This is a genomic window from Streptomyces sp. NPDC088794 (assembly GCF_044750545.1).
GTDB lineage: Bacteria > Actinomycetota > Actinomycetes > Streptomycetales > Streptomycetaceae > Streptomyces.
In genome coordinates, this window is sequence record NZ_JBIVKB010000002.1 from 20,758 (window position 1) to 42,341 (window position 21,584).

The window sequence follows — 21,584 nt, forward strand, 5'->3', positions numbered from 1 at the left end:
CGGCGTGCGTACGAGAAGGCTCCGGCGTGGATCCAGGCGTACGGGTCATACGTCCAATGGCAGAGGAGGCCCCATGCGTGTTCACCGCACGACCCCCGCTCTCGCCCTGACGGCCCTGACCATCCTGACGCTCGTGCTCGCCGGCTGCGGCAGCGACTCCGGCGGCGACGAAGGTTCCGCGGGCGGTGTGTCGCCGTCCACGTCGGCCAGTCCCACGACCGCCGGTCCCACAACGAACAGTCCGTCGGCCGGCCAGTCTCCGACGCCCCAGTCCCCGACGACCGAGCCTCCGACCGCCGATCCCTCGCAGTGCGCGACCGTCTCCGGTTCGCTCGGCGCCGACGACAGCGGTCGTACCGTGTGCCTCACGACCGGACAGGTGGTCCGGGTGGAACTGGACGGCACCGCCGATCGGCCGTGGAAGGCGGTGTCCGCCGAGGGCGCCGGTCTGGAGGCCACCAACAGCGGCATTGTGCTGCAACCCGGTGACGCGAGCGGCGCCTACAAGGCCGTCTCGACAGGAAAGATCCGGCTGAGCTCGACGCGTCCGCTGTGCGGCGCCGGGTCCGGCCGGATCTCCTGCAAGGGCATTCAGGAGTGGTGGGTCGCCGTGGTGGTGAGGTAGCCGTGCCGCCGTGCGGGGCGGGCCGGCTCCGGGTGCTCCTGGCGGGCCAGCTCGGCCTCGCGGATCTGCCGGTCGATGCGGCGGTCGTGCGCGATGCCGATGGCGGACGGGAGCACCAGCAGGACGAGGAGGGCGAGTACAGCAAGCATTCCGATCAGTCCTTCTATCTGTGCGGTATCCATGGACACCACTCTCGCGCGTTTGACTCCTTACCGTCAGTGGCAGGACTGCCGTAGACCCTCGACTTCCTGCCAATGCCGAGGCACAGTGGAGACATGCTGAAAAACGTGGCCGCCATCGTCCTGGACGGTGTGAACCCCTTCGAGTTGGGCGTCGTCTGCGAGGTGTTCGGCACCGACCGCAGTGACGACGGACTGCCGGTGTACGACTTCGCGGTGGCCTCGGCCGAGGGCCCGCGGCTGAACTCCCACGCGGGCTTCACCATGAACATCGAGCACGGCCTGGAGCGTCTGGAGTCGGCGGACCTGATCGCCGTACCGGCCGGGTCCTGCTACGAGAGCCGGGAGTTCCCGCCCGAGCTGCTGGAGGCGCTGCGCCGCGCGGTGGACCGCGGGGCGCGCGTGCTCAGCGTCTGCTCCGGCGTCTTCGTGCTGGCCGCGGCCGGACTGCTGGACGGCCGGCGCTGCACGGTGCACTGGCGGCACGCGGACGAGCTGGCGCTGGCGTACCCGGGGCTGAGCGTGGAGCCCGACGTCCTGTACGTCGACGAGGGTTCGGTGATCACCTCGGCGGGGACCGCCGCCGGCATCGACGCCTGTCTGCACATCGTGCGCAAGGAGCAGGGCCCCGAGGTCGCCAACAAGATCGCCCGGCGGATGGTGGTCCCGCCGCACCGGGACGGCGGTCAGGCGCAGTACATCGAGCGGCCGCTGCCCCGCTCCCAGGTCGACACGGTCGCCGAGGTGCTGGTGTGGATGGAGCGGCACCTGGACGAGGAGGTCACCGTGGAGCAGCTGGCCGAGCGCGCCCAGATGTCGCCGCGCACCTTCGCCCGCCGCTTCCAGCAGGAGACCGGGACGACTCCCTACCGCTGGATCCTGCGTCAACGGGTGCTGCTGGCGCAGCGGTTGCTGGAGGGGACGGACGAGACGATGGACGCGATCGCGGGCCGAACGGGGTTCGGCACCGCGGCCGCGCTGCGCCATCACTTCGTCCGGGCGCTGGGGACCACCCCCAACGCCTACCGACGCACCTTCCGGGGTTCGGGCTCCGAGGAGGCCGCCTGACCCCCACCCCTCACCTCGGCACGGGTTTCAGCAACAGGCTGTGCGGGCGCAGGGTGATGCCCACCCGGGTGGTGTCGTTGGACCCGGCCACCTGCTCGAAGCGGAACGCGCTCGCCACCGCCGCCGTGATCAGGCTGAGCTGGGCCATCGAGAAGTGGTCGCTGGGGCACTTGCGGTTGCCGACGCTGAACGGGCTCATGGCGTATTTGGGCACGTCCCCCGCCCGCTCCGGCAGCCAGCGGTCGGGGTCGAACTCCAGGTTGTCGGCGTACGACTTCGCGTCGCGCTGGATCGCGTACGGGCTGTACACGATGTCGGCCCCGGCCGGAATGCGATAGCCACCGAGCTCGGTGTCCACGACCGCCCGTCGCGTCAATATCCATACGGCGGGGCGCAAACGCATGGCCTCGACGACGACATTGTTGGTGTGCGTGAGCTTGCGGACGTCGGCGAATGCGACCGGACGGCCGCCGGTGACGGATTCGACTTCGTCGCGCACTCGGTCCGCGTGTTCCGGGTGTTCCGCGAGGACCTGGAGCAGCCACATGATCGTGGAGGCGACGGTTTCGCTGCCGGGGGTGAGTATCGCGACGACCTGGTCGTGGATCTCCTGTTCCCCGATGGGGTCGCCATTGTCGTCCTTCGCCGCCAGCAATGCCGTCAGCAAATCGTCCGGCTTTTGACCAGATGCCCGGCGTTCGGCGACGATCTCGTCGACGAGCAGGTGCAAATCGGCCAGCGCCCGGTTGAATTCCCGGTTGGCCGGCAGGGGCAGCCGGTACAGCGGCCCGAGCGGGACGACCATCCGGCGGTACATGCCGCGGAAGACGGTGGCGAGCGCGACGCACAGCCGCTCCGCCCGCTCGTCCATGAAGTCGCCGCGCAGCAGGCAGCGGGCCGCGATGCGCACGGCGACCCGGAAGGACTCGGAGGTGCAGTCGACGGTCTCGCCGGGCCGCCAGCGCCGGGTGAGCGCGTGGGCCTCCTCCTCCATGATCGGGCCGTAGGCGGGGATGGCGTCCAGCCGGAAGGCGGGCTGGATGGTGCGGCGCTGGCGCCGGTGGCGCGGGCCGTTGGCGGTCGCGACCCCCTCCTTGCCGAGCAGGCCCTCCAGGGACTCCCAGAGCGGGCCGTCGATCTTGTAGTCGGTGCTGAGCGCCATGGCTCCGGTGAGGGCGGGGGTGGTGACCGCGTACACCGTCTTGGGGCCGAGCCTCAGCCGGACGACGTCGCCGTGCTCGCGCAGCCGGGACATGAAGGCCAGCGGGTCGCGGACCAGTTTCAGGCCGTGGCCGAGGACCGGGACACCGCCGCCCGCGAGGGGCGGTTCGCGCAGCTCCGGGGCCCGGACGGCCGCGGGCTTCACAGACTCGACGGTCATTTCTCACCTGCCGCTTCGTTGGTGACGTACGGGGGTGTGGACCGGTCGTCCCAGCTGTCGACCATGTAACGGCCGGACTCGTGGTGGAACCAGTAGACGGAACTGAACCAGTTCCGCATATTGGCGACGCAGGCCCTGACGGCGGTGCCGAGTTCTTTTCCGTGCACCGTGCCGTCGTCGAGTTCGTCGGCGAACCGTAATGCTTCGCGTTCCGCGACGACGAATTCGGATATGCATTCCTCGACGCGTCGCCTTACTTCGGCGACCGCCTCTTCGAGTGTCAGTCCCTCGTGGGTGACGAGACTGATTCCGAGATTGTGGACCTCGGCGCCCGCTATTTCCTTGGGGAGCGAGCAGAGGTCGTTGTACCACGCGGCGAATTCCTGGCTGAGCAGCGCGGGACGCCGGAATGCGGGGTGTTTCCTTACCGAGTCCGGGAGTTCCACGCCCGCGCTCGGTTCCAGGAGGTCGGTCCAGATCCAGTGTGCGAAGGTGAGCCGACGCAGTGCGAGGTATTCATCGACCGTCGGGATGATCCCTTCGATACGGTTGTGGAACTCCCGGTCGTACGCCTCGATCACTTCGTGGAAGTGACGCGCGAAACGGGCGTTCCACGTTCCGGGAAGGAACGAGTAGAGCCGCGCCACGCTGTCCGCGAGCCCCGCGACCAGGGAGTCCTTGTGATGCAGATGCTTCTCGGGAGCATCCAGCGCCGCATGCAAACGGAACCTCAACCGCCGCCACTCGACGGGTCGCCGGTGGACGATGTCTCGGTCATGTCGGTCGTCCCAGACGAAGAACCACGCGCTGTAGTCCGCTATCGCCTGGAGTACCTCGTCGGGGGCACCCAGGTAGTACCCGGCCATCAAGTCCGTATAGCACAGACCGTCGGCATATTCCTCGACCTTGTCCGCCGGCATCAGGCGCTTTTCCAGCAGCCAGGTCCTGGTCTTCTCCTGGAGTCGAGGCCAATACGGATGCAGTTCCCGGGGAAACGCCGCCTCGATCACCGGAAGAGCAAGTGACGGTGGAACCGCGATCGCTGTCGATGTGGTGCTGTGTGGGAAAGCAGGCACGAACAAACCCCTCTCAGCCGCCAAGTCGGCGTACGCCCCTCCCGCCGTGCCGGGCGCACGCCGTTGCGCATCCCCGCACTTACTATTCAGCACCACAACTGACCGTTCTGGGAACGGATTTGCTCCCTTCACTACCCCACGATGCCTAGAACACCCCCTTGCGTGACCGAATCTGGATCACTAGAGGCGCATACGCGATCGAACGTGCGACGCACACACGAACGGCGCCTGTTCCGGCAGGGATGCCTGAACAGACGCCGTACGGACGGGTCCTGTGGGGTGTCAGTCGTTCGCGACGACCGGGTAGCGCGGCTCGTTCTCGGCCATCTGCCGCAGCGCGTCCTTGCGTTCACGCTTGGAGAGCCGGTCGATGTAGAGGTAGCCGTAGAGGTGATCGGTCTCGTGCTGCAAACACCGCGCGAAGTAGCCGGTGCCGCGGACCTTGATCGGGTTGCCCTGTTCGTCCTGCCCGGTCACCTCGGCGTAGTCGGGGCGGGCGAGCGGCGCGTACGCGGTGGGCACCGACAGACAGCCCTCGTTGCTCTCGTCCAGGTGCCGCTTGTCGGCGGGCAGATCGACCAGCCTGGGGTTGCAGACCACGCCCACGTGCCGCTTGCCCTCGTCGTCCTGGCAGTCGTAGACGAAGACCTTCAGGTCGACGCCGATCTGGTTGGCGGCCAGGCCCACGCCCTCGGCGGTGCGCTGCGAGGCGAACATGTCCGCGACCAGCTGCGCCAGCTCGTCGCCGAACTCGGTGACGTCCCTGCACTCCTTGTGCAGCACCGGATTCCCGACGACGGTGATCGGCCGCGAGACACCCCGCTCCCGCCAGGCGTTCTCCCGCTCCTCCGCCTCCTCGACGTCGATGACGAAGCCCTCGTCGCCCACGGGAAGCACGCCCACGTGCTGCTGATCGGTGTCCTGCTGCGCCATGCCGACGTATGCCTTCCTGCAACCTGAGAGATTCTGCGAGTACAGCGTAATCGGGGCTGCGCCCCGTAGGGGCGCGGGGAACTGCGCGACCAGCCACACACGGCTCGCAGCCGAAACCCGGTCTCAGCAAACTTCTTCGAGATCCCGCCAGTCCCGGGAGTCAGGACTGTCCGCAACCCACCCGTCCAGCAACCCCCGCACCAGCGAGGCAGGCGCCGCCACCCCACACTCCCGCTCCGGCACCCACATCTGCCCGTCCGTGCGATGCCCCAGCGGCCCGGGATGCCCCGGCTCACTGTGATCGTGCGGATCGAGATGCTCCCCGTCCCCCTCGTCGGACGGCATCCGCGACTCGGAACACGTCCGACAGAGCAACCGCACCGACGACGACCAGTCCTCCGCGGCGAATCCCGCGTCCGCCGCCAACTGCTCCAGCGCGTCCCGGTCCGCCTCGCTCGCGGCCTCGAGGAGGACCACCCACGTCGGCACGGGCGACGGCGCCCACAGCTCGATCTCGTCGAAGACCGGGTAGGCGTGCCCGGCGGTCGTGGTCCGCTCGCCGTGCGGCACCCCGTCGTGCAGGACTACCTCGCCCCAGCGCCGCCCGGAGGACGGCAGCGGAATCGACAGGACCTCGATCCGGGCGGGGTCCAGGCGTCGGCCCCAGACGACCTCGGCCTCCCCTTCGGGGGACAGTCGTACGGCCGCGCTGCCGAGGTCCATCCCGACCGGCTCGCCGGAGTTCGTCGCACCGCCCGGTACCCGCAGCCCGTACGCCTGCCACGCCCGTCGGGCGAGCGGCCAGTCCTGGAGGGCGGTGGCCGCGATGCCGACGTTCCACCAGTCAGGTGCACCCGTCTCGCGGTCGAGGAGGGCGACGGCCCGCAGGCCCGCGGCCCGGGCCTGCTCCCAGTCGTGCCGGAACTTGTGCAGCAGGGCGAGGTTGAACCAGGACTCGGACAGCCAGGGTTCCAGATCGGCGGCACGTGTCAGCAGCGCGCCCGCGTCCTCGTAGCGGCCGTCGCCGATCAGCGTGAAGGCGCGATCGGTGGCCTGCCGCCAGGAGGCGGAGGGCCGGTGCCGTCCCTTGCCGAAGATCCTCACGATTCCCGCCTGCCAGTTCCGTTCTGTGGGCTGGCCAGTGCTGCCCCCGGACACCTTCTCATTCTCTTTCGCATCCAACCACGTAGGTCTGGGAGGCCGCTCATTACCCATGGGTTACCCCGCCATGGGCAGGGTCAGACAGTCCCGTGCCAGGACGCGGGCCAGCGACTCCACCACCTCGGGCGCGTAGTCCCCGGCGGTGGCCAGACGCAGCTCCTCCAGGGCGGTGAGGGGCCCGCCGGGACCGGCGCCCTGCACCTTCTCCTCGTACGCGTTCACGGCCCGCACGATCCTGGCGGCGACGGGTTGCTCCCGACAGGGGTCGGCCTGCCGCTCCACGACCACGGCGACCGCCGCGTCCACCCCGGTCTGGCGGACGACGGCCCCGCCCAGCAGCGCGATCCTCCGCTGTTCGGCGGCGGGCAGGACGGCGGTGGCGCCGGCCGGTACCGGGTCGACGAGGCTGAGCTGGCCGATGTCGTGCATGAGGGCCGCGTACTCCAGGACGGTGAGCTCGGGCCGGGTCAGCCCCAGGTCGCGGCCGACGGCCCGGCTGAGTTCGGCCACCCGGCGGGCGTGCCCCGCGGGGGTGTATCCGGCTATCTCGGTGGCGCGGGCCAGGGAGGCGATGGTCTGCCGGTAGGTGGTGCGCACGGCCGCGTACCGCTTGAAGGAGAGCTGGGTGAGCAGCAGGGGCAGCGAGAACACCGGGAGCGCCCACAGTCCTACGACGGCCACCGCGAGCGCCATCACCGCGCCCGTGGCGCACACGGCGGAGCCGATGCCGAGCAGGGCCCGCAGTTCGTCGCGGAGCAGCGGGCCGAAGGGCCAGCCGGTGCGGGAGCGGGCGAGCGCGGCGGCGAGCACGCAGTCGCACAGGGCGGTGAGGGAGAGCAGGGCGAGCAGGAGGAGTGCGTAGGCGGGGCCGACCCACTCGCCGAACACGCCCCGGTTGTAGAGGGGTTGGAAGCAGACGGCGGCGAACGCGACGGTCAGCACCCGGCGGGCCAGATGGTCGAGGACCGGTCCCTGTCCGCGGGCGATGTGCGGCACGCTGCCCAGGAGCGAGGCGGCGCACACGACGGTGACGATCTGGGCGACCCCGTGCTCGGTGGGCCGTCCGGCGTCCGCGCCGAGCAGCGCGTACGACAGTGCCCCGGCGGCCCCGAGGGGTGCGGCCTCCCGCACCCGGGCACCGGTCCACCGGGTCAGCTCGCCGACGGTGATGAGCACCCCGAAGGCGAGGGCGGCCGGCCGCTCGTCGAGGCCGGTCCAGAGGGTGACGCCGAGGAAACCGGCGGCCAGGAGCGCGGCGGCGGCGTGGATGAGCTGCTTCAGCGAGGGAGGAGCGGTCATCGGCATGCCCCTTGCCGGCATCACCCCACCCCCGACCGACCGGGGACCGGCGAGCCCGGGACGACGTACGCGTCCCGTTCCTCGTCGGCCGTGACCGCCGGGTGCCAGCCGTCCCTGGCCAGCGCGCGCGTCAGCGCGGTGACCATCCGGGGGTCGAACTGGGCGCCCGCGCACCGCTGGAGCTCCTCCAGTGCGGCGGCGACCGGGCGGGCCCTGCGGTAGGAGCGGGTGGACGTCATCGCGTCGAAGGCGTCGGCGACGGCCACCACCCTTGCGGGCTCGGGGATTTGACCACCCATCAGCCCGTAGGGATAGCCGCTGCCGTCGAGCCGTTCGTGATGGTGGAGCACCGCGGCCCGGGCCTCGCCGAGGAAGCCGATGCCGCGCACCATCTCGTGTCCGTACTCGGGGTGCAGTTCGATCACCCGCCGTTCCTCGGGGGTGAGCGGACCGTCCTTGCGCAACAGCCTTGTGGGGACGCCGAGTTTGCCGACGTCGTGCAGGATGCCGGCGAAGCGCAGTACCTCAACTCGGGCGTCGTCCATGCCCAGTTCGCGCGCGATCATCATCGAGGCCTGGCCGACCCGCTCGCTGTGTCCGCGGGTGTAGCCGTCCTTGATGTCGACGGCCTGCACCAGCGCCCGGATGGTCGCCTGGTGGGCGGCGCGCTCGCGGTGGTACTGCGCGAAGACCCACCAGGACACGCACATCGGCAGCAGCACGAGCAGCGCGGCGACGGGCCCGTACCGGCTGCGCCACAGCACGGCCATCATCAGCCCGGCCAGCCCGTGCACGGCGATCGGCGCGAGGGAACGCAGGAACAGCCCCCGCCAGGCCCGCCGTACGGGCACCCGCTCGGCGAACGCGCGGATCCCGCCGTCGAGCACGGTCAGCGCCAGACAGAAGGCGAGGACCGCGGCCCCGGCGGGGACCAGCGCGTACGGGAAGTCGGAGCCGACGACCGCGTCCCGGCCGCCCAGCGCCCAGTGCACGCGGGCCGCCGCCCATACGGCGAGGGCCAGTTGGGCGGCACGCCACAGGCGGCGCAGCCAGGGCTGGCGCTGGTCGACGCGGGAGAGCAGCGCCCCCGGCAGCGCGACCAGGGCGGCGGCGGGCGGCGGCAGCAGGAACGCGCCGGCGAGCAGGACGGGGTAGAAGGTGCCGGCGAACCGCCACCGTGCCGCGGCCTGCTCGCACCCGGCGTACACCAGGGCGAGCAACCCGACGGCCCACCACGGCGTCTCCACCGTGGGGAGCGGCAGCAGACAGGACAGGGCACCGAGGACCGCACAGGCGACGTACGCACGAGCCCGTGCCGGAACCGCCTCCATCACGCCCCTCCCCGGCCGAGCCTGCCCAGACTTCAGGAGCCTAGGGCGGCACAGGGGGAGTCCGCGGGCCGATGACCCGCCGATTAGCACGTTCGAGTGACGACAGCCCGTTCAACCCGGGGTCCGGGGAGGCTGCAACTCCTGCGGGAGGCTACGACTCCTGCGGGGCCGCGGCGACGTCGTGGTCCGGCACCGCCTGCCCGGAGCGGATCAGATCGAGCCGCCCCAGGACCTTGGCGCGCAGGTCGGTGGGCACGTCGTCGTGACCGCAGCACCGCTTGACCAGCTTCTTCACGGCCTCTTCGAGGCCGTACTTCTCCAGACACGGCGAGCACTCGGTGAAGTGCTGCTTGAACTTGGCGCGGTCGACGTCCGGCATCTCGCTGTCGAGGAACTCGTAGAGATGGTCGAGGACCTCACTGCAGTCCGTTTCGTGCGGCTCTCCGCAGCTCATGAGCCCGAGCCTTTCGCTTCGTTCGACTCTCCGGCACCGGCCGGGACGAGCCCGCGCTCACGGGCGTAGTCCTCCAGCATGCCGCGCAGTTGACGGCGGCCCCGGTGCAGCCGGGACATCACCGTTCCGATGGGTGTCCCCATGATGTCCGCGATCTCCTTGTACGCAAAGCCCTCTACATCGGCGAGATAGACGGCGATGCGGAACTCCTCGGGGATCGCCTGGAGCGCTTCCTTCACGTCCGAGTCCGGCAGATGGTCGAGCGCCTGCGACTCCGCGGAGCGCAGACCCGTCGACATGTGCGACTCGGCACGGGCGAGCTGCCAGTCCTCGATCTCCTCGGCCGCGGAGCGCTGGGGTTCGCGCTGCTTCTTGCGGTACGAGTTGATGAACGTGTTCGTGAGGATCCGGTACAGCCACGCCTTGAGGTTGGTGCCTTCGCGGAACTGGTGGAAGGACGCGTACGCCTTCGCGTACGTCTCCTGCACCAGGTCCTCCGCATCGGCCGGGTTGCGCGTCATGCGCAGCGCCGCCGAGTACATCTGGTCGAGGAATTCGAGCGCGTCACGCTCGAAGCGCGCACGGCGCTCCGTCGTCGACTCCGCGCTGACGCCCTGGCCCTCGGGCAGCTCCGCCTGGCCGTTGTCGGTCCCTGCGTCGATCCCAGTGACCGGACCCACCTCCTCAAGATTGCGGGTGGCACCGAGACCGGCCCCACCAGCTTCGGAGGATAGACGACGACCCGTCCCCGCCGCCCCTCGAATCGGGGTGGTCTTGGCCGCAGTCAGCACCGTCCAGTCCAGGTCAGTGCGGCTGTCACGGCTCGGGCAGATGGTCGAACCCATACGGCGGACTTCCTCTCCCACTGCTTCAAGTGCTGCTTGTTCAGCACTTCTGTCCCGCTCAACAGTGGGCCGCCGCCGCACATTCCCGCTCTTTACCCGAGTGACGTGATCCACCGGACGACACCGTCCGTGATGATCCCCAGTGCCTCGTCCTGGCCGATGTCCGCCCGTTTGGGCACCGCGAACCCGTGATCCCCGAAGGGCACCTCGACCAGCTCGAACTCCCCGTCGGGAAACTCCTCGGGCCTGCCGAAGGGGTCGTTGCCGCCCTGTACGACGAGGGTGGGCACCCCGGATCCGAGCAGTTCCCCGGCGCGTGACTTCTCCGGGCGGCCCGGCGGATGCAGCGGGAAGCCGAGGGCGAGGACGGCATGCGCGCCGAGCTCGGTCGCCGTACGGCAGGCGACCCGGGCGCCGGCACTGCGCCCGCCGGAGACCACCGGGAGCCCGGGGGCGCTCAGCGCGGGCCACAGGCCCCGCCAGCCGACGTCGAGGGTCTTGGGCGCGGGCGCGACCTTCTTGCCGGCCACCCGCCAGGGCTGCTCGACGAGCGCGACGCTCACTCCGTGCCCGGGCAGGACGGCGGCCAGGGCCTGGAGGTCCCGCGCCTCGATGCCGCCGCCGGCGCCGTGGCTCACGGCCAGCACCAGCCGGGGCTTCTTCGCCGGGTGCCAGGTGACACGGGCGTCCCCCGCGTCCGTGGTCACGATCTCGGTCACGATCTCCGTCGCGATCCCGGTCTTGATGATCTTCGTCGTCACATCAGAAGAGTGTGCCCTCTTCGGGCCCCTCCAGCTCCTTCAGCAGCTCCGGGCCGTTGTTGCGGACGTTGCTGACCATCGTGGAGACCGGGTAGGCGCGCATCAGGCCGGTGGGCGGGGGCACCAGCAGGGAGCGGAGGTCCTCGACGTCCGTGCGGGACGGGTCGAGCCAGGAGTCCCAGCGGTCGGGGGTGAGCATGAGCGGCATCCGGGGGTGGATGTCGGCGAGGGCGTGCGGGCCGTCCTCGGGGGCGACGGCGAGCGGGGTGGTCTCCGCCTCGGTGGTGATCACCGAGCAGGTCGCCCACCAGGCCAGCGGGTGGTCGTCGGGCAGGGTCCGGTCCCGCCAGAACTCGTAGAGCCCGGCCATCGCGAAGACCGAGCCGTCGGCGGGCAGCACGAAGTAGGGCTGCTTGCGCGGCCGCTTCTTCTTCCCCTCGACCTCGAGATCCCGCTCCTGGGTGCCGGTGACCCACTCGAAGTAGCCGTCGGCCGGGATGATGCAGCGGCGGGTGGCGAAGGCCCGCTTGTACGACGGCTTCTCGTGGACCGTCTCGGCGCGGGCGTTGATCATCCGGGCGGCGCCCTCGGGCGTCTTCGACCAGGACGGGACCAGGCCCCACTTCAGCTTGCGCAGCTGGCGAACCGGTCGCGGATCGGGCACGTCCTTAAGAGGACGGTCCAGGACTGCGTAGACCTCCTTGGTCGGGGCCACGTTGTAGTCGGGAGGCAGCGTCTCCTCGGGCTCCCACTTCTCGATCTCAAAGATTCCTGCGAGATCCTCGGGTCCACGACTCGCTGCATACCGTCCGCACATACGTGCAACACTGCCAGATTCCGCGTCACCAGAGGGAGCCACCGCCGAACATGGACAGCCTCGCCGCCACCTCGCTGCCCGACCTCTGGGACCGGGTCTTCGGCACCCAGCCCGATCCTGATCTGTGGGTGGTGATCGCGACCCTGGTCGCCGCGCTCGCGGTGATCGTCCCGCACGGCCTGTGGCGGCTGTCGCGCAACGCCATCACGATCGCCCACGAGGGCGGCCACGGACTGGTCGCGCTGCTGACCGGCCGGCAGCTCAACGGCATACGACTGCACTCGGACACCAGCGGCCTGACCGTCAGCCGGGGCAAGCCGCACGGCCTCGGCATGATCCTCACGGCGGCGGCCGGCTACACCGCTCCCCCGCTGCTCGGCCTCGGCGGCGCCGCGCTACTGGCCGCCGGGCACATCACGCTGCTGCTGTGGCTGGCGACGGCGCTGCTCGTGGCGATGCTGGTGATGATCCGCAACGCGTACGGCGCGCTGACGGTCGTCGTGACCGGCGGCACGTTCCTGCTGGTGTCGTGGCTGGCGGGGCCGCAGGTGCAGGCGGCGTTCGCGTACGCGGTGGTGTGGTTCCTGCTGGTGGGCGGGGTGCGCCCGGCGTTCGAGCTGCAGGCCAAGCGGAGCCGCGGCGGCGCGGGCGACTCGGACGCGGACCAGCTCTCGCGGCTGACCCACGTACCGGCGGGGCTGTGGTTCTTCCTGTTCCACGCGGTGTCACTGTGCGCGCTCATCGGCGGCGGGCGCTGGCTGCTCGACGTCTGAGCGGCGACGGCCCCGGCCGGCCGGGCGGGGCCGGGTGAGCGCATATATGCACGGCACTTCCCATGCCGTTGTTTCGCCGTGGTTTCACCGCATTTGATCAAGATCTCCGGTCACCGACAGCCACTAAGGTGGAGCGCATGACCGTAAACCCCGCACACACCTCACTCTGGCCCGCCCCGCACGCGAGCGGAGCCGTCCGCGCGACGGTCCACGTGCCGGGGTCCAAGTCGGTCACCAACCGGGCCCTGGTCCTCGCCGCACTGGCCTCGGAGCCCGGCTGGCTGCGCCGCCCGCTGCGCTCGCGGGACACGCTGCTGATGGCGGCCGCCCTGCGGGCGATGGGTGTGGACATCGAGGAGGGGGTCGGCCCCGACGGCACGGGCGAGACCTGGCGGGTGCTCCCGACCGGCCTGCACGGCCCGGCGACGGTGGATGTGGGCAACGCGGGCACGGTCATGCGCTTCCTGCCCCCGGTCGCCGCCCTTGCCGACGGCCCGGTCCGCTTCGACGGCGACCCGAGGTCGTACGAGCGTCCGCTGCACGGCGTGATCGACGCGCTGCGCGTGCTCGGTGCGCGGATCGACGACGACGGGCGCGGCACGCTGCCGCTGACGGTGCACGGGGGCGGGGCGCTGGACGGCGGGCCGGTCGAGATCGACGCCTCCTCGTCCTCGCAGTTCGTGTCGGCGCTGCTGCTGTCCGGGCCGCGGTTCAACCAGGGCGTCGAGGTGCGGCACATCGGTTCCTCGCTGCCCTCGCTGCCGCACATCCGGATGACGGTCGACATGCTGCGCGCGGTCGGCGCCCAGGTGGACACCCCGGAGTCGGGCGGCGAGCCGAACGTGTGGCGGGTGACGCCGGGCGCGCTGCTCGGCCGGGACCTGACGGTGGAGCCGGACCTGTCGAACGCGCAGCCGTTCCTGGCGGCGGCCCTGGTGACCGGCGGCAAGGTGGTCGTCCCGGACTGGCCGGCCCGCACCACCCAGCCGGGCGACAAGCTGCGCGAGATCTTCACCGAGATGGGCGGTTCCTGCGAACTCACCGAGTACGGGCTCGAGTTCACCGGATCCGGCGCGATCCATGGCATCGACGTGGACCTGAGCGAGGTCGGCGAGCTGACCCCGGGCATCGCGGCGGTCGCCGCCCTCGCGGACTCCCCCTCGACCCTGCGCGGTGTCTCCCATCTGCGCCTGCACGAGACGGACCGGCTGGCCGCGCTCACCAAGGAGATCAACGAACTCGGCGGTGACGTCAGCGAGACCGCCGACGGCCTGCACATCCGCCCGCGCCGGCTGCACGGCGGGATCTTCCACACCTACGAGGACCACCGCATGGCGACGGCCGGCGCGATCATCGGCCTCGCGGTCGAGGGCGTGCAGATCGAGAACGTGGCGACCACGGCGAAGACCCTGCCGGACTTCCCCGACCTGTGGACCGGGATGCTCGGGGCGTAGGGGCACGGGAACCAGTCATGCGCCGCTACGGCAAGAACACGGACGAGGACGACATCCGTCAGCGCCCCAACCGCAAGGGCAACCGGCCGCGTACGAACATCCGGCCCAAGCACGAGGAAGCGGTCGAGGGCATGGTCCTCACCGTGGACCGGGGCCGGCTGACCTGTCTGGTCGAGGACCGGGTCGTGATGGCGATCAAGGCCCGCGAACTGGGCCGGAAGGCCGCGGTGGTCGGCGACCGGGTCGCGATCATCGGCGATCTGTCCGGCGACAAGGACACCCTCGCCCGGATCGTCCGCATCGAGCCGCGCACCTCGGTGCTGCGCCGCACGGCCGACGACGACGACCCCTACGAGCGCGTGGTCGTCGCCAACGCCGACCAGCTGGCCATCGTCACGGCCCTGGCGGACCCCGAACCCCGGCCGCGCCTGATCGACCGCTGCCTGGTCGCGGCCTACGACGGCGGCCTCGACCCGCTGCTCGTCCTGACCAAGTCGGACCTGGCCCCGCCCGACGAACTCCTGGAGATGTACGGCGCGTTGGGCGTCCCCTACGTCGTCACGAGCCGCGAGGAGCTGGAGAACGGCAGCGCGGTGGAGCGGGTGCGCAAGCAGCTGGACGGCAAGATCACGGCGTTCGTCGGGCACTCCGGGGTCGGCAAGACGACCCTCGTCAACGCGCTGGTCTCGCTGGAGCGGCGGCGCAGCACCGGAATCGTCAACGCCGTCACCGGACGCGGCCGGCACACCACGACGTCGGCGCGCGCGATCCCGCTGCCGGACGACTCGGGCTGGGTCGTCGACACACCCGGCGTCCGTTCCTTCGGCCTGCACCACGTGGACCCGTCCCGGGTCATCAAGGCGTTCCCCGACCTGGAGCCCGGCACCGCGGACTGCCCGCGCGCGTGCAGTCACGACGAGCCGGACTGCGCGCTGGACGCGTGGGTGGCCGAGGGGCACGCGGACCCGGCCCGGCTGTACTCGCTGCGCCGGCTGCTCTCCACCCGGGAGCGGAAGGAAGGCGACTGACCTCCGCGTTGTTTGGCGCTACCTGTGTGCGGCAAGTGCATAATCGCACCGAGCCGCATACGGGAGGACAAGCACATGGCGTGGCTGCTGGTGGTGGTGGCCGGGTTGCTGGAGACAGGATTCGCCGTGTGCCTCAAGCTCTCGCACGGTTTCACGCGACTGTGGCCCACGATCGCGTTCTGTGTCTTCGCACTCGGCAGTTTCGGCCTGCTCACCCTGTCCCTGAAGAAACTCGACGTCGGCCCCGCGTACGCCGTCTGGACCGGCATCGGCGCGGCCGGCACCGCGATCTACGGAATGATCTTCCTGGGCGACCTGGTCTCCACCCTGAAGCTCATCTCGATCAGCTTCGTCATCGTGGGCGTGATCGGCCTCCAGCTGTCGGGCTCGGCGCACTAGGGCCGTCCGGCGGATCAGGTCGGCTGCGGGTGCCGGGCGCCCTGGCCGGATCGGGCGGGACCCGGCAGGCGCGGTCGCGCGGCGCAGGAGCATTGCCGTGAACCTCCGCCGCGGCGGCGACGCGGCGGATTCCTCCGCTTACTCCGCTTACTCCGCGCACGAGCGCGGCAGGGGAAGGCCGAGCCGGCGGCCGGCGAGACGACAGCGCGGCCGGGGTTCTCACGCCGTCGAGGCGGTGGGTGAGCGCGTCCGGCCGCTCGCGACGCCTGCGACTCTCCGCCGCACGGCCCCCGGGACCCGTCAGGCCGGCTGGCGGGACAGGGCCGTGCGGATCAGGTCGGACACGCCTCCCTCCCCCGGCGGCGCCGAGACGCAGGACAGGGCGAGACGGGTGACCAGTTCGCAGGAGCGGGTCAGGTCGGCGGTCTCCGACTTGGGGGTGCCGGGGGCGGAGAGCTGGATCACGGCCCGGTCCCGGACGATCGCCACGAAGTCGCCGGGCGAGGGCAGCGGACCGTCGGCCCGCCGCTGCGCCGGTACGGCCGAGGAGGACGGCACCGCGGACAGCGTCGGCGAGGGCAGCCGCTCGCTCCAGCAACCGGTCAGCATGGCCCGTACGAGCGCGTTCTCGCGGGCCGAGGACACCGTCCACTCGGCGGTCGCGGTGAGCCGGTCGCGGGCGTCGGCGTGGGTGGCCAGCGCCCGTTCGACGCCGGCGAGATAGCCGTCCGCCTCTCGTCTGACCAGGGCCCGGGCGAGCCCCTCCTTGCTGCCGAACTCGTTGTAGAGCGTCTGCCGGGACACACCGGCCGCGGCGGCGACGTCCACCATCCGCACCGTGGACCACGGCCGACGGGCCAACGCCGTATAGGCGGCGTCCAGTAGGGATTCCCGCGCTGCAGGCATCATCGCCTCCCTCGGGCGGAGCACTCTGCGCCCAGATTTGACGCGCGAGGGAGCACTGTCAAGGGTTCGCGAGCGCACTGGGGGGCGCCCGTCGGACACTACGTGCCGTCACACCCCGTGGACCGATCGGCCGCGGCCCGTCAATGTGCCGCCAAACCGTGAGGTGGGGACGCTGGCACCGGCGCGACGCCGACGGATAGCGTGCGTTCCATGCCGGACTACCAGGATGACCTCCGTTTCGCCCACGTCCTCGCGGACGCCGCCGACTCGGCCACCATGGGCCGTTTCAAGGCGCTCGACCTGAAGGTCGAGACGAAACCGGACATGACTCCCGTGACCGAGGCGGACAAGGCGGCGGAGGAGATCATCCGCGGCCAGCTCCAGCGCGGCCGCCCGCGCGACGCGTTCCTCGGCGAGGAGTTCGGCGTCCAGGGCACGGGCCCCCGGCGCTGGGTGGTCGACCCGATCGACGGCACCAAGAACTACGTCCGCGGGGTCCCCGTGTGGGCCACGCTGATCGCCCTCATGGAGGCCGCCGAGGGCGGTTACCGGCCCGTCGTCGGCGTCGTCTCCGCCCCCGCCCTCGGCCGCCGCTGGTGGGCCGCCAAGGGCCACGGCGCCTTCACAGGCCGCAGCCTCTCCTCGGCCTCCCGGCTGCGCGTCTCCCGCGTCTCGAAACTGACGGACGCCTCCTTCGCGTACTCCTCGCTCTCCGGCTGGGAGGAGCAGGGCCGCCTCAACGGCTTCCTGGACCTGACCCGCGAGGTGTGGCGCACGCGCGCGTACGGCGACTTCTGGCCGTACATGCTGGTCGCCGAGGGCGCGGTGGACATCTGCGCCGAACCGGAGCTGTCCCTCTGGGACATGGCCGCCAACGCGATCATCGTGACGGAGGCCGGCGGCGAGTTCACCGGTCTCGACGGCCGCCCCGGCCCGCACAGCGGCAACGCGGCGGCGTCGAACGGGCTGCTGCACGACGAGTTGCTGGGATACCTCAACCAGCGCTACTGAGCTGCGTTACTGAGGGGCGCGTCGACACCAGCGGCGAGCACGCATGAGCACGCACGCCCTCAATTGGCCGTGCGCGCCCTCTTGTTGACCGTTGCTTTACCTGGGACTCTGATGGCACCCTCAATTTGTGAACTTGTGAATCCCTGAACTATCAGGGGTTCCCGGGAGGTGACTCGCAGCCCATGCTCGTCCGCGAAGCCATGAGCACCGTGGTGCTCACGATCGGTCCCGCCCACACCCTCCGCCAGGCAGCCGCCCTGATGTCAGCCCGCCGAATCGGCGCCGCCGTGGTCCTCGACCCCGACGCCGGTGGCATCGGCATCCTCACCGAACGCGACATCCTCAACTCCATCGGCCTCGGCCAGGACCCGGACTCCGAACGCGCCCATGCCCACACCACCACCGACGTCGTCTTCGCCGCCCCGTCCTGGACGCTGGAAGAGGCGGCCGCGGCCATGACCCACGGCGGCTTCCGCCACCTCGTCGTCCTCGACCGCGGCGACGCCGTCGGCATCGTCTCGGTCCGCGACATCATCCGCTGCTGGGTTCCGGCCCGGCAGCACGTACCGGCTTGATCGCGCGGTGGCGTCCTCGCGGGCGCCACCGTGGACAAAGTCCAAGACCGGTCAGGCTCCAAAGTCACACCTGTTCGGCTTCTGGGCCTCCCGCTGTTAAACTGACCTGCATGAGTGACCTTCTGGAGCGGCTGCGCGGACGCGGATGGCGGATGACCGCACAGCGGCGTGTCGTGGCCGAGGTCCTGGACGGCCAGCACGTCCACCTGACCGCCGACGAGGTGCACGCGCGCGCTGTCGCGAAGCTCCCCGAGATCTCCCGGGCGACGGTGTACAACACGCTGGGCGAGCTGGTCTCCCTCGGCGAGGTCCTCGAGGTCTCCACCGACAAGCGCGCCAAGCGGTACGACCCGAACGCGCACCAGCCGCACCACCATCTGGTCTGCGCCCAGTGCGGCACGATCAAGGACGTCCACCCGAGCGGCAACCCGCTGGCCGACCTCCCCGACTCGGAGCGCTTCGGCTTCAAGGTCTCGGACGTCGAGGTGACGTACCGAGGCGTCTGCCCGAACTGCTCGGCGGCCTAGCCGCACCCAAGCCCCCTCGAAGCCCCGGCGTCCTCCATGGATGCCGGGTTTCTGTTGTCGTCTACAGGCTTCCTCAATCTGACGACCCGTCATATCGTCGTGCGGCACCCTCCACTCCGTCACCCTCCACTCCGTAACGAACTCCGCAAGGAGCAACCGTGGGAGACCCGCACCCCAAACTCCACGCCACCGACCTGACCCGCGTCTTCGGCCGCGCCCCGCACGCGGTCGACGCCCTCGGCCCGCTCGAACTCACCGTCGCCCCCGGCGAGTTCGTCTGCGTCGTCGGCCCCTCCGGCTGCGGCAAGTCCACGCTGCTGCGGATCGCCGCGGGCCTGCTGCGCCCGAGCACCGGCACATTGGCGATCCGCGCCTCGTCACCCCGCCCGGCCGCGATGATCTTCCAGGACTACGGCATCTACGACTGGAAGACGGTCCAGGCCAACGTCCGCTTCGGCCTCGACGTCCAGCGCGTCCCGCGCCGTGAGGCGAACGCCCGCGCGGCCGACTGGCTGGCACGCATGGGCCTCGCGGAGTTCGCCGACGCCTACCCGGCGACCCTCTCCGGCGGCATGCGCCAGCGCGTGGCCATCGCCCGGGCCCTCGCCGTCGAGCCCGAACTCCTGCTGATGGACGAGCCGTTCGCCGCCCTGGACGCCCAACTCCGCATGATCCTCCAGGACGAGCTGCTGGAGATCACCCAAGCGCTGCGCACCACCACGCTGTTCATCACGCACAGCCTGGAGGAGGCGATCGTCCTGGGCGACCGCGTCCTGGTGATGTCGGCCCGCCCGGGCCGGATCATCGCCGAGCACCGCCCGCCGTTCCCCCGCCCGCGCACCGGCGACATCCGCTCGGCGCCCGAGTTCACGGCCCTCAAGAGCCGACTGTGGGAACTGCTGCGGAAAGAGGCGGTGCCGGCATGACGACGATCGCCCCCGGCAGACAGCCCGAATCGGTCCTGGTCCGCCGCCCGGGCCCCGAGGAACTCCACCCCGTACGCACCCACCGCCGCCGGCGCGCCCTGGAGCTGTCGCTGGCGGTGGCCGTACCCCTCGTACTGATCCTGTGGTGGCAACTGGCCGCGGATCAGCGGTGGATCGACGCCCGCGTCTACCCCGCGCCCTCCACGATCCTGGCCGACGGCTGGGACCGGGCCGCCGCCGGTGACCTGTGGCCGGACGTGTGGGCGACCCTGAAGCGTGTGCTGGGCGGCTACGCGATCGGCACCGCGGCGGGTTACGCCCTGGGCCTCCTGATGGGCTCACTGCCCTTGATCAGAGCGGCACTCGAGCCCCTCCTGGACGCCCTGTACGTCGTCCCGAAGCTGGCGCTGCTGCCGGTCTTCCTGAACATGTTCGGCCTCGGCGAGGGCCCGCAGGTGGCGTTGGTGGCGGCGACGGTGTTCTTCTTCGTCTGGATCTCCACGATGTCCGCGGTGATCGCGATCCCGTCGGGCCACCTCGACGCGGGCCGGGTCTTCGGCGCCTCGCCCTGGCAGATGTTCCGGCACGTCCTGCTGCCGGCCTCGCTGCCGGCGGTCCTGGTCGGCGCGCGGATCGCGGCGGGCGTGGCGGTCCTGGTCATCGTCGCCTCGGAGCAGATCGCCGCGAGCGACGGCCTGGGCCACCTGATCTTCGACTCGCGCGCGCTGTTCCAGAACGACGTGATGTTCGTCGGCATCGTCTGCGTGGCCGTCCTCGGGGTCCTCTTCTCCGAACTGGTCCGGATCGCGGGCCGGTTGCTGACGCCATGGGCACCTCGGGACCGGGGAAGGGGACAGTCATGAGAAGGCATGTGCACGGTCGGCAGGCTCGTGCGTACGGCGTCGTGGCGACCGTGGCCGCGCTGCTCGCGTCGGCGGCCTGCTCGTCGACGCCGTACTCGGACGACTCCGGAGCACCGGCGAGCGCGGGCGGGCGGACGATCCGGCCCGTCGACGGCTGCGGCAAGACGTCCTGGACCGACCCGGCGAACCTGGCGACCGACCGCCTGCCGGCCCGCTGCATGCCGCTGGCGCCCGGCCCGCAACCCCTCGCCAAGACGCGGAAGGTGACGATCGCGACGGGCACGCTGAGCGCCGAGTACGTGGCGCCGCTGGAAGTCGCCCTGGACAAGGGCGAGTTCAAGAAGGAGGGCCTGGACGTCACGCTGAAGGTCCTGCCGACGCCGGACGCGCTGCCGCTGCTGGCCAAGGGGGACATCGACGCGATGTGGGCGGCGCCGGAGGCGGCCGTGATGAACGGCGTCAAGGGCGGCTTCGACATCAAGTGGGTCGCGGGGAACTTCTCGCCCGCCGCGAAGTCGAAGAGCGGTCTGTGGGCACGGCTGAAGGACGGCGAGACGGCGGACCGGGTCCGGCTCGCGGGCCGCAGCCTCGGCACGATGATCGGCAAGGGCTCCGTGATCGCGTACCCCATGGAGAAGACCCTGGAGGGGCACGGCGGCGGCCTCGACAAGATCCAGTACCGCCAGCTGGGCTCCGCCGACGTCCTCACCGCCCTCCAGAACGGCGGCGTCGACTCGGCCTGGCTGCTCGACCCGATCTGGCGCAAGGTCGACGGAAAGCCCGGATACGCCTTCCTGGGCGGCCAGCCGCTCGGCGAGCCCCTCGGGGGCATGCTGTACGGCCGCAGCCTGCTGCACGACGACGTGGACGCCGGGGTGGCCCTGCTGCGGGCGTACATCCGCACGGTGAACACGTACTTCGCGAACGACTACAAGAAGGACGCCGGCTTCGTCGCCTATCTCGCGAAGCTCCTGAAGACCGACGAGGCGGTCCTGAAGTCCACCCCGTCGCTCCGCATGGACTGGGAGATCCGCGAGGGCACCACCACCCGCCTCCAGTCCGCCTACCGGGCACAGGGCGTCGCGACGGGCGATCCGCTGCCGGAGTCGAAGACGGTGGACCGGTCGCTGTACGAGGAGGCGGTCGGCCACGTGCCGTGAGCATCCGGGAACGCACCGAAGGCCGGAACCCT

The 21,584-nt window shown here is 70.8% G+C and carries 24 protein-coding genes; 12 read left to right on the forward strand and 12 right to left on the reverse strand.

Translation table 11 applies throughout. The features are described 5' to 3' along the window. The first annotated feature begins 73 nt into the window (after positions 1-73). Positions 74-625 carry a hypothetical protein gene (locus ACIP6U_RS04660; protein WP_401712984.1) on the forward strand — a complete coding sequence of 184 codons (552 nt, stop codon included), beginning with the start codon at positions 74-76 and terminating at the stop codon, positions 623-625. On the opposite strand, the gene ACIP6U_RS04665 is transcribed toward ACIP6U_RS04660, so the two are convergent. Then, the gene (locus tag ACIP6U_RS04665) at positions 592-774 is read right to left on the reverse strand and encodes a hypothetical protein (protein WP_401712986.1); all 183 of its coding nucleotides are present in this window, start codon (positions 772-774) and stop codon (positions 592-594) included. The genes ACIP6U_RS04660 and ACIP6U_RS04665 overlap by 34 nt on opposite strands. Before the next feature lie 126 nt (positions 775-900). Between ACIP6U_RS04665 and ACIP6U_RS04670 the strand changes: the two genes are divergently transcribed. Continuing rightward, positions 901-1,872, forward strand: coding sequence for a helix-turn-helix domain-containing protein (locus tag ACIP6U_RS04670; protein ID WP_401712989.1), 972 nt, complete (start codon positions 901-903; stop codon positions 1,870-1,872). A gap of 10 nt (positions 1,873-1,882) precedes the next feature. On the opposite strand, the gene ACIP6U_RS04675 is transcribed toward ACIP6U_RS04670, so the two are convergent. From ACIP6U_RS04675 to ACIP6U_RS04720, 10 genes are all read right to left on the reverse strand, one after another. Beyond that, the gene (locus tag ACIP6U_RS04675) at positions 1,883-3,253 is read right to left on the reverse strand and encodes a cytochrome P450 (RefSeq protein WP_401712992.1); all 1,371 of its coding nucleotides are present in this window, start codon (positions 3,251-3,253) and stop codon (positions 1,883-1,885) included. Continuing rightward, on the reverse strand, positions 3,250-4,329 hold the full coding sequence (gene cyc1 / locus ACIP6U_RS04680; RefSeq protein ID WP_401712995.1) for an epi-isozizaene synthase: 1,080 nt from the start codon (positions 4,327-4,329) through the stop codon (positions 3,250-3,252). Before cyc1 ends, ACIP6U_RS04675 begins: the two co-directional genes overlap by 4 nt. Positions 4,330-4,611: 282 nt before the next feature. Continuing rightward, positions 4,612-5,262 (reverse strand): peptide deformylase, encoded by a 651-nt coding sequence (gene def / locus ACIP6U_RS04685; RefSeq protein ID WP_401712998.1) that lies wholly within the window; start codon positions 5,260-5,262, stop codon positions 4,612-4,614. A gap of 123 nt (positions 5,263-5,385) precedes the next feature. After that, a complete protein-coding gene (locus tag ACIP6U_RS04690; RefSeq protein WP_123997846.1) occupies positions 5,386-6,366 on the reverse strand; it encodes a hypothetical protein in 981 nt (326 codons plus the stop codon). Positions 6,367-6,480: 114 nt separating this feature from the next. Then, entirely contained in the window at positions 6,481-7,722 is a 1,242-nt protein-coding gene (locus ACIP6U_RS04695) for an HD-GYP domain-containing protein (protein WP_401713002.1), read from the reverse strand. A gap of 20 nt (positions 7,723-7,742) precedes the next feature. Continuing rightward, entirely contained in the window at positions 7,743-9,053 is a 1,311-nt protein-coding gene (locus ACIP6U_RS04700) for an HD-GYP domain-containing protein (protein ID WP_401713005.1), read from the reverse strand. A 151-nt stretch (positions 9,054-9,204) separates the two neighbouring features. After that, positions 9,205-9,507 carry a mycothiol system anti-sigma-R factor gene (gene rsrA, locus ACIP6U_RS04705; RefSeq protein ID WP_123997849.1) on the reverse strand — a complete coding sequence of 101 codons (303 nt, stop codon included), beginning with the start codon at positions 9,505-9,507 and terminating at the stop codon, positions 9,205-9,207. Continuing rightward, positions 9,504-10,187, reverse strand: a complete 684-nt coding sequence (gene sigR, locus ACIP6U_RS04710; protein WP_221297653.1) for an RNA polymerase sigma factor SigR — start codon at positions 10,185-10,187, stop codon at positions 9,504-9,506. The genes rsrA and sigR overlap by 4 nt, the downstream gene beginning before the upstream one ends. A gap of 257 nt (positions 10,188-10,444) precedes the next feature. Beyond that, positions 10,445-11,074 carry an alpha/beta family hydrolase gene (locus ACIP6U_RS04715; RefSeq protein WP_401714391.1) on the reverse strand — a complete coding sequence of 210 codons (630 nt, stop codon included), beginning with the start codon at positions 11,072-11,074 and terminating at the stop codon, positions 10,445-10,447. Positions 11,075-11,114: 40 nt separating this feature from the next. Then, positions 11,115-11,930: an SOS response-associated peptidase gene (locus tag ACIP6U_RS04720; protein WP_401713009.1), complete on the reverse strand. Its 816-nt coding sequence runs from the start codon at positions 11,928-11,930 to the stop codon at positions 11,115-11,117. Positions 11,931-11,980: 50 nt separating this feature from the next. Here ACIP6U_RS04720 and ACIP6U_RS04725 point away from each other — a divergent pair, with 50 nt between their 5' ends. The 4 genes from ACIP6U_RS04725 (at position 11,981) to ACIP6U_RS04740 (ending at position 15,584) form a co-directional block, all read left to right on the forward strand. Continuing rightward, a complete protein-coding gene (locus ACIP6U_RS04725; RefSeq protein WP_401713012.1) occupies positions 11,981-12,703 on the forward strand; it encodes a M50 family metallopeptidase in 723 nt (240 codons plus the stop codon). Between the two features lie 137 nt (positions 12,704-12,840). Beyond that, on the forward strand, positions 12,841-14,157 hold the full coding sequence (gene aroA, locus ACIP6U_RS04730) for a 3-phosphoshikimate 1-carboxyvinyltransferase (protein WP_401713015.1): 1,317 nt from the start codon (positions 12,841-12,843) through the stop codon (positions 14,155-14,157). A 17-nt stretch (positions 14,158-14,174) separates the two neighbouring features. Beyond that, on the forward strand, positions 14,175-15,185 hold the full coding sequence (rsgA, locus tag ACIP6U_RS04735; RefSeq protein WP_401713018.1) for a ribosome small subunit-dependent GTPase A: 1,011 nt from the start codon (positions 14,175-14,177) through the stop codon (positions 15,183-15,185). Between the two features lie 75 nt (positions 15,186-15,260). Then, complete coding sequence (locus tag ACIP6U_RS04740; RefSeq protein WP_401713021.1) at positions 15,261-15,584, forward strand: DMT family transporter; 324 nt, start codon at positions 15,261-15,263, stop codon at positions 15,582-15,584. Positions 15,585-15,884: 300 nt separating this feature from the next. On the opposite strand, the gene ACIP6U_RS04745 is transcribed toward ACIP6U_RS04740, so the two are convergent. Then, positions 15,885-16,493 (reverse strand): TetR/AcrR family transcriptional regulator, encoded by a 609-nt coding sequence (locus tag ACIP6U_RS04745; protein WP_401713024.1) that lies wholly within the window; start codon positions 16,491-16,493, stop codon positions 15,885-15,887. A gap of 207 nt (positions 16,494-16,700) precedes the next feature. Between ACIP6U_RS04745 and hisN the strand changes: the two genes are divergently transcribed. From hisN to ACIP6U_RS04775, 6 genes are all read left to right on the forward strand, one after another. After that, on the forward strand, positions 16,701-17,501 hold the full coding sequence (gene hisN, locus ACIP6U_RS04750; RefSeq protein WP_123997858.1) for a histidinol-phosphatase: 801 nt from the start codon (positions 16,701-16,703) through the stop codon (positions 17,499-17,501). A gap of 182 nt (positions 17,502-17,683) precedes the next feature. Continuing rightward, complete coding sequence (locus tag ACIP6U_RS04755; protein WP_401713028.1) at positions 17,684-18,076, forward strand: cyclic nucleotide-binding/CBS domain-containing protein; 393 nt, start codon at positions 17,684-17,686, stop codon at positions 18,074-18,076. A gap of 110 nt (positions 18,077-18,186) precedes the next feature. Then, positions 18,187-18,603: a Fur family transcriptional regulator gene (locus ACIP6U_RS04760; protein WP_123997860.1), complete on the forward strand. Its 417-nt coding sequence runs from the start codon at positions 18,187-18,189 to the stop codon at positions 18,601-18,603. Between the two features lie 158 nt (positions 18,604-18,761). Beyond that, entirely contained in the window at positions 18,762-19,529 is a 768-nt protein-coding gene (locus ACIP6U_RS04765; RefSeq protein WP_401713031.1) for an ABC transporter ATP-binding protein, read from the forward strand. After that, positions 19,526-20,392: an ABC transporter permease gene (locus tag ACIP6U_RS04770; protein WP_401713034.1), complete on the forward strand. Its 867-nt coding sequence runs from the start codon at positions 19,526-19,528 to the stop codon at positions 20,390-20,392. The genes ACIP6U_RS04765 and ACIP6U_RS04770 overlap by 4 nt, the downstream gene beginning before the upstream one ends. After that, complete coding sequence (locus ACIP6U_RS04775) at positions 20,389-21,552, forward strand: ABC transporter substrate-binding protein (RefSeq protein ID WP_401713037.1); 1,164 nt, start codon at positions 20,389-20,391, stop codon at positions 21,550-21,552. The genes ACIP6U_RS04770 and ACIP6U_RS04775 overlap by 4 nt, the downstream gene beginning before the upstream one ends. The last annotated feature ends 32 nt before the right edge of the window (positions 21,553-21,584 follow it).

Bases quoted from the DNA above. Each gene is read 5' to 3' on its own strand.
- ACIP6U_RS04700 (WP_401713005.1), bottom strand. From the start codon at position 9,053: ATGGAGGCGGTTCCGGCACGGGCTCGTGCGTACGTCGCCTGTGCGGTC.
- ACIP6U_RS04695 (WP_401713002.1), bottom strand. From the start codon at position 7,722: ATGACCGCTCCTCCCTCGCTGAAGCAGCTCATCCACGCCGCCGCCGCG.
- ACIP6U_RS04660 (WP_401712984.1), top strand. From the start codon at position 74: ATGCGTGTTCACCGCACGACCCCCGCTCTCGCCCTGACGGCCCTGACC.
- aroA (WP_401713015.1), top strand. From the start codon at position 12,841: ATGACCGTAAACCCCGCACACACCTCACTCTGGCCCGCCCCGCACGCG.
- ACIP6U_RS04725 (WP_401713012.1), top strand. From the start codon at position 11,981: ATGGACAGCCTCGCCGCCACCTCGCTGCCCGACCTCTGGGACCGGGTC.
- rsrA (WP_123997849.1), bottom strand. From the start codon at position 9,507: ATGAGCTGCGGAGAGCCGCACGAAACGGACTGCAGTGAGGTCCTCGAC.
- ACIP6U_RS04665 (WP_401712986.1), bottom strand. From the start codon at position 774: ATGCTTGCTGTACTCGCCCTCCTCGTCCTGCTGGTGCTCCCGTCCGCC.
- rsgA (WP_401713018.1), top strand. From the start codon at position 14,175: ATGCGCCGCTACGGCAAGAACACGGACGAGGACGACATCCGTCAGCGC.
- ACIP6U_RS04740 (WP_401713021.1), top strand. From the start codon at position 15,261: ATGGCGTGGCTGCTGGTGGTGGTGGCCGGGTTGCTGGAGACAGGATTC.
- ACIP6U_RS04720 (WP_401713009.1), bottom strand. From the start codon at position 11,930: ATGTGCGGACGGTATGCAGCGAGTCGTGGACCCGAGGATCTCGCAGGA.
- ACIP6U_RS04670 (WP_401712989.1), top strand. From the start codon at position 901: ATGCTGAAAAACGTGGCCGCCATCGTCCTGGACGGTGTGAACCCCTTC.
- ACIP6U_RS04760 (WP_123997860.1), top strand. From the start codon at position 18,187: ATGAGTGACCTTCTGGAGCGGCTGCGCGGACGCGGATGGCGGATGACC.
- def (WP_401712998.1), bottom strand. From the start codon at position 5,262: ATGGCGCAGCAGGACACCGATCAGCAGCACGTGGGCGTGCTTCCCGTG.
- ACIP6U_RS04745 (WP_401713024.1), bottom strand. From the start codon at position 16,493: ATGATGCCTGCAGCGCGGGAATCCCTACTGGACGCCGCCTATACGGCG.
- hisN (WP_123997858.1), top strand. From the start codon at position 16,701: ATGCCGGACTACCAGGATGACCTCCGTTTCGCCCACGTCCTCGCGGAC.
- ACIP6U_RS04675 (WP_401712992.1), bottom strand. From the start codon at position 3,253: ATGACCGTCGAGTCTGTGAAGCCCGCGGCCGTCCGGGCCCCGGAGCTG.
- ACIP6U_RS04775 (WP_401713037.1), top strand. From the start codon at position 20,389: ATGAGAAGGCATGTGCACGGTCGGCAGGCTCGTGCGTACGGCGTCGTG.
- ACIP6U_RS04770 (WP_401713034.1), top strand. From the start codon at position 19,526: ATGACGACGATCGCCCCCGGCAGACAGCCCGAATCGGTCCTGGTCCGC.
- ACIP6U_RS04755 (WP_401713028.1), top strand. From the start codon at position 17,684: ATGCTCGTCCGCGAAGCCATGAGCACCGTGGTGCTCACGATCGGTCCC.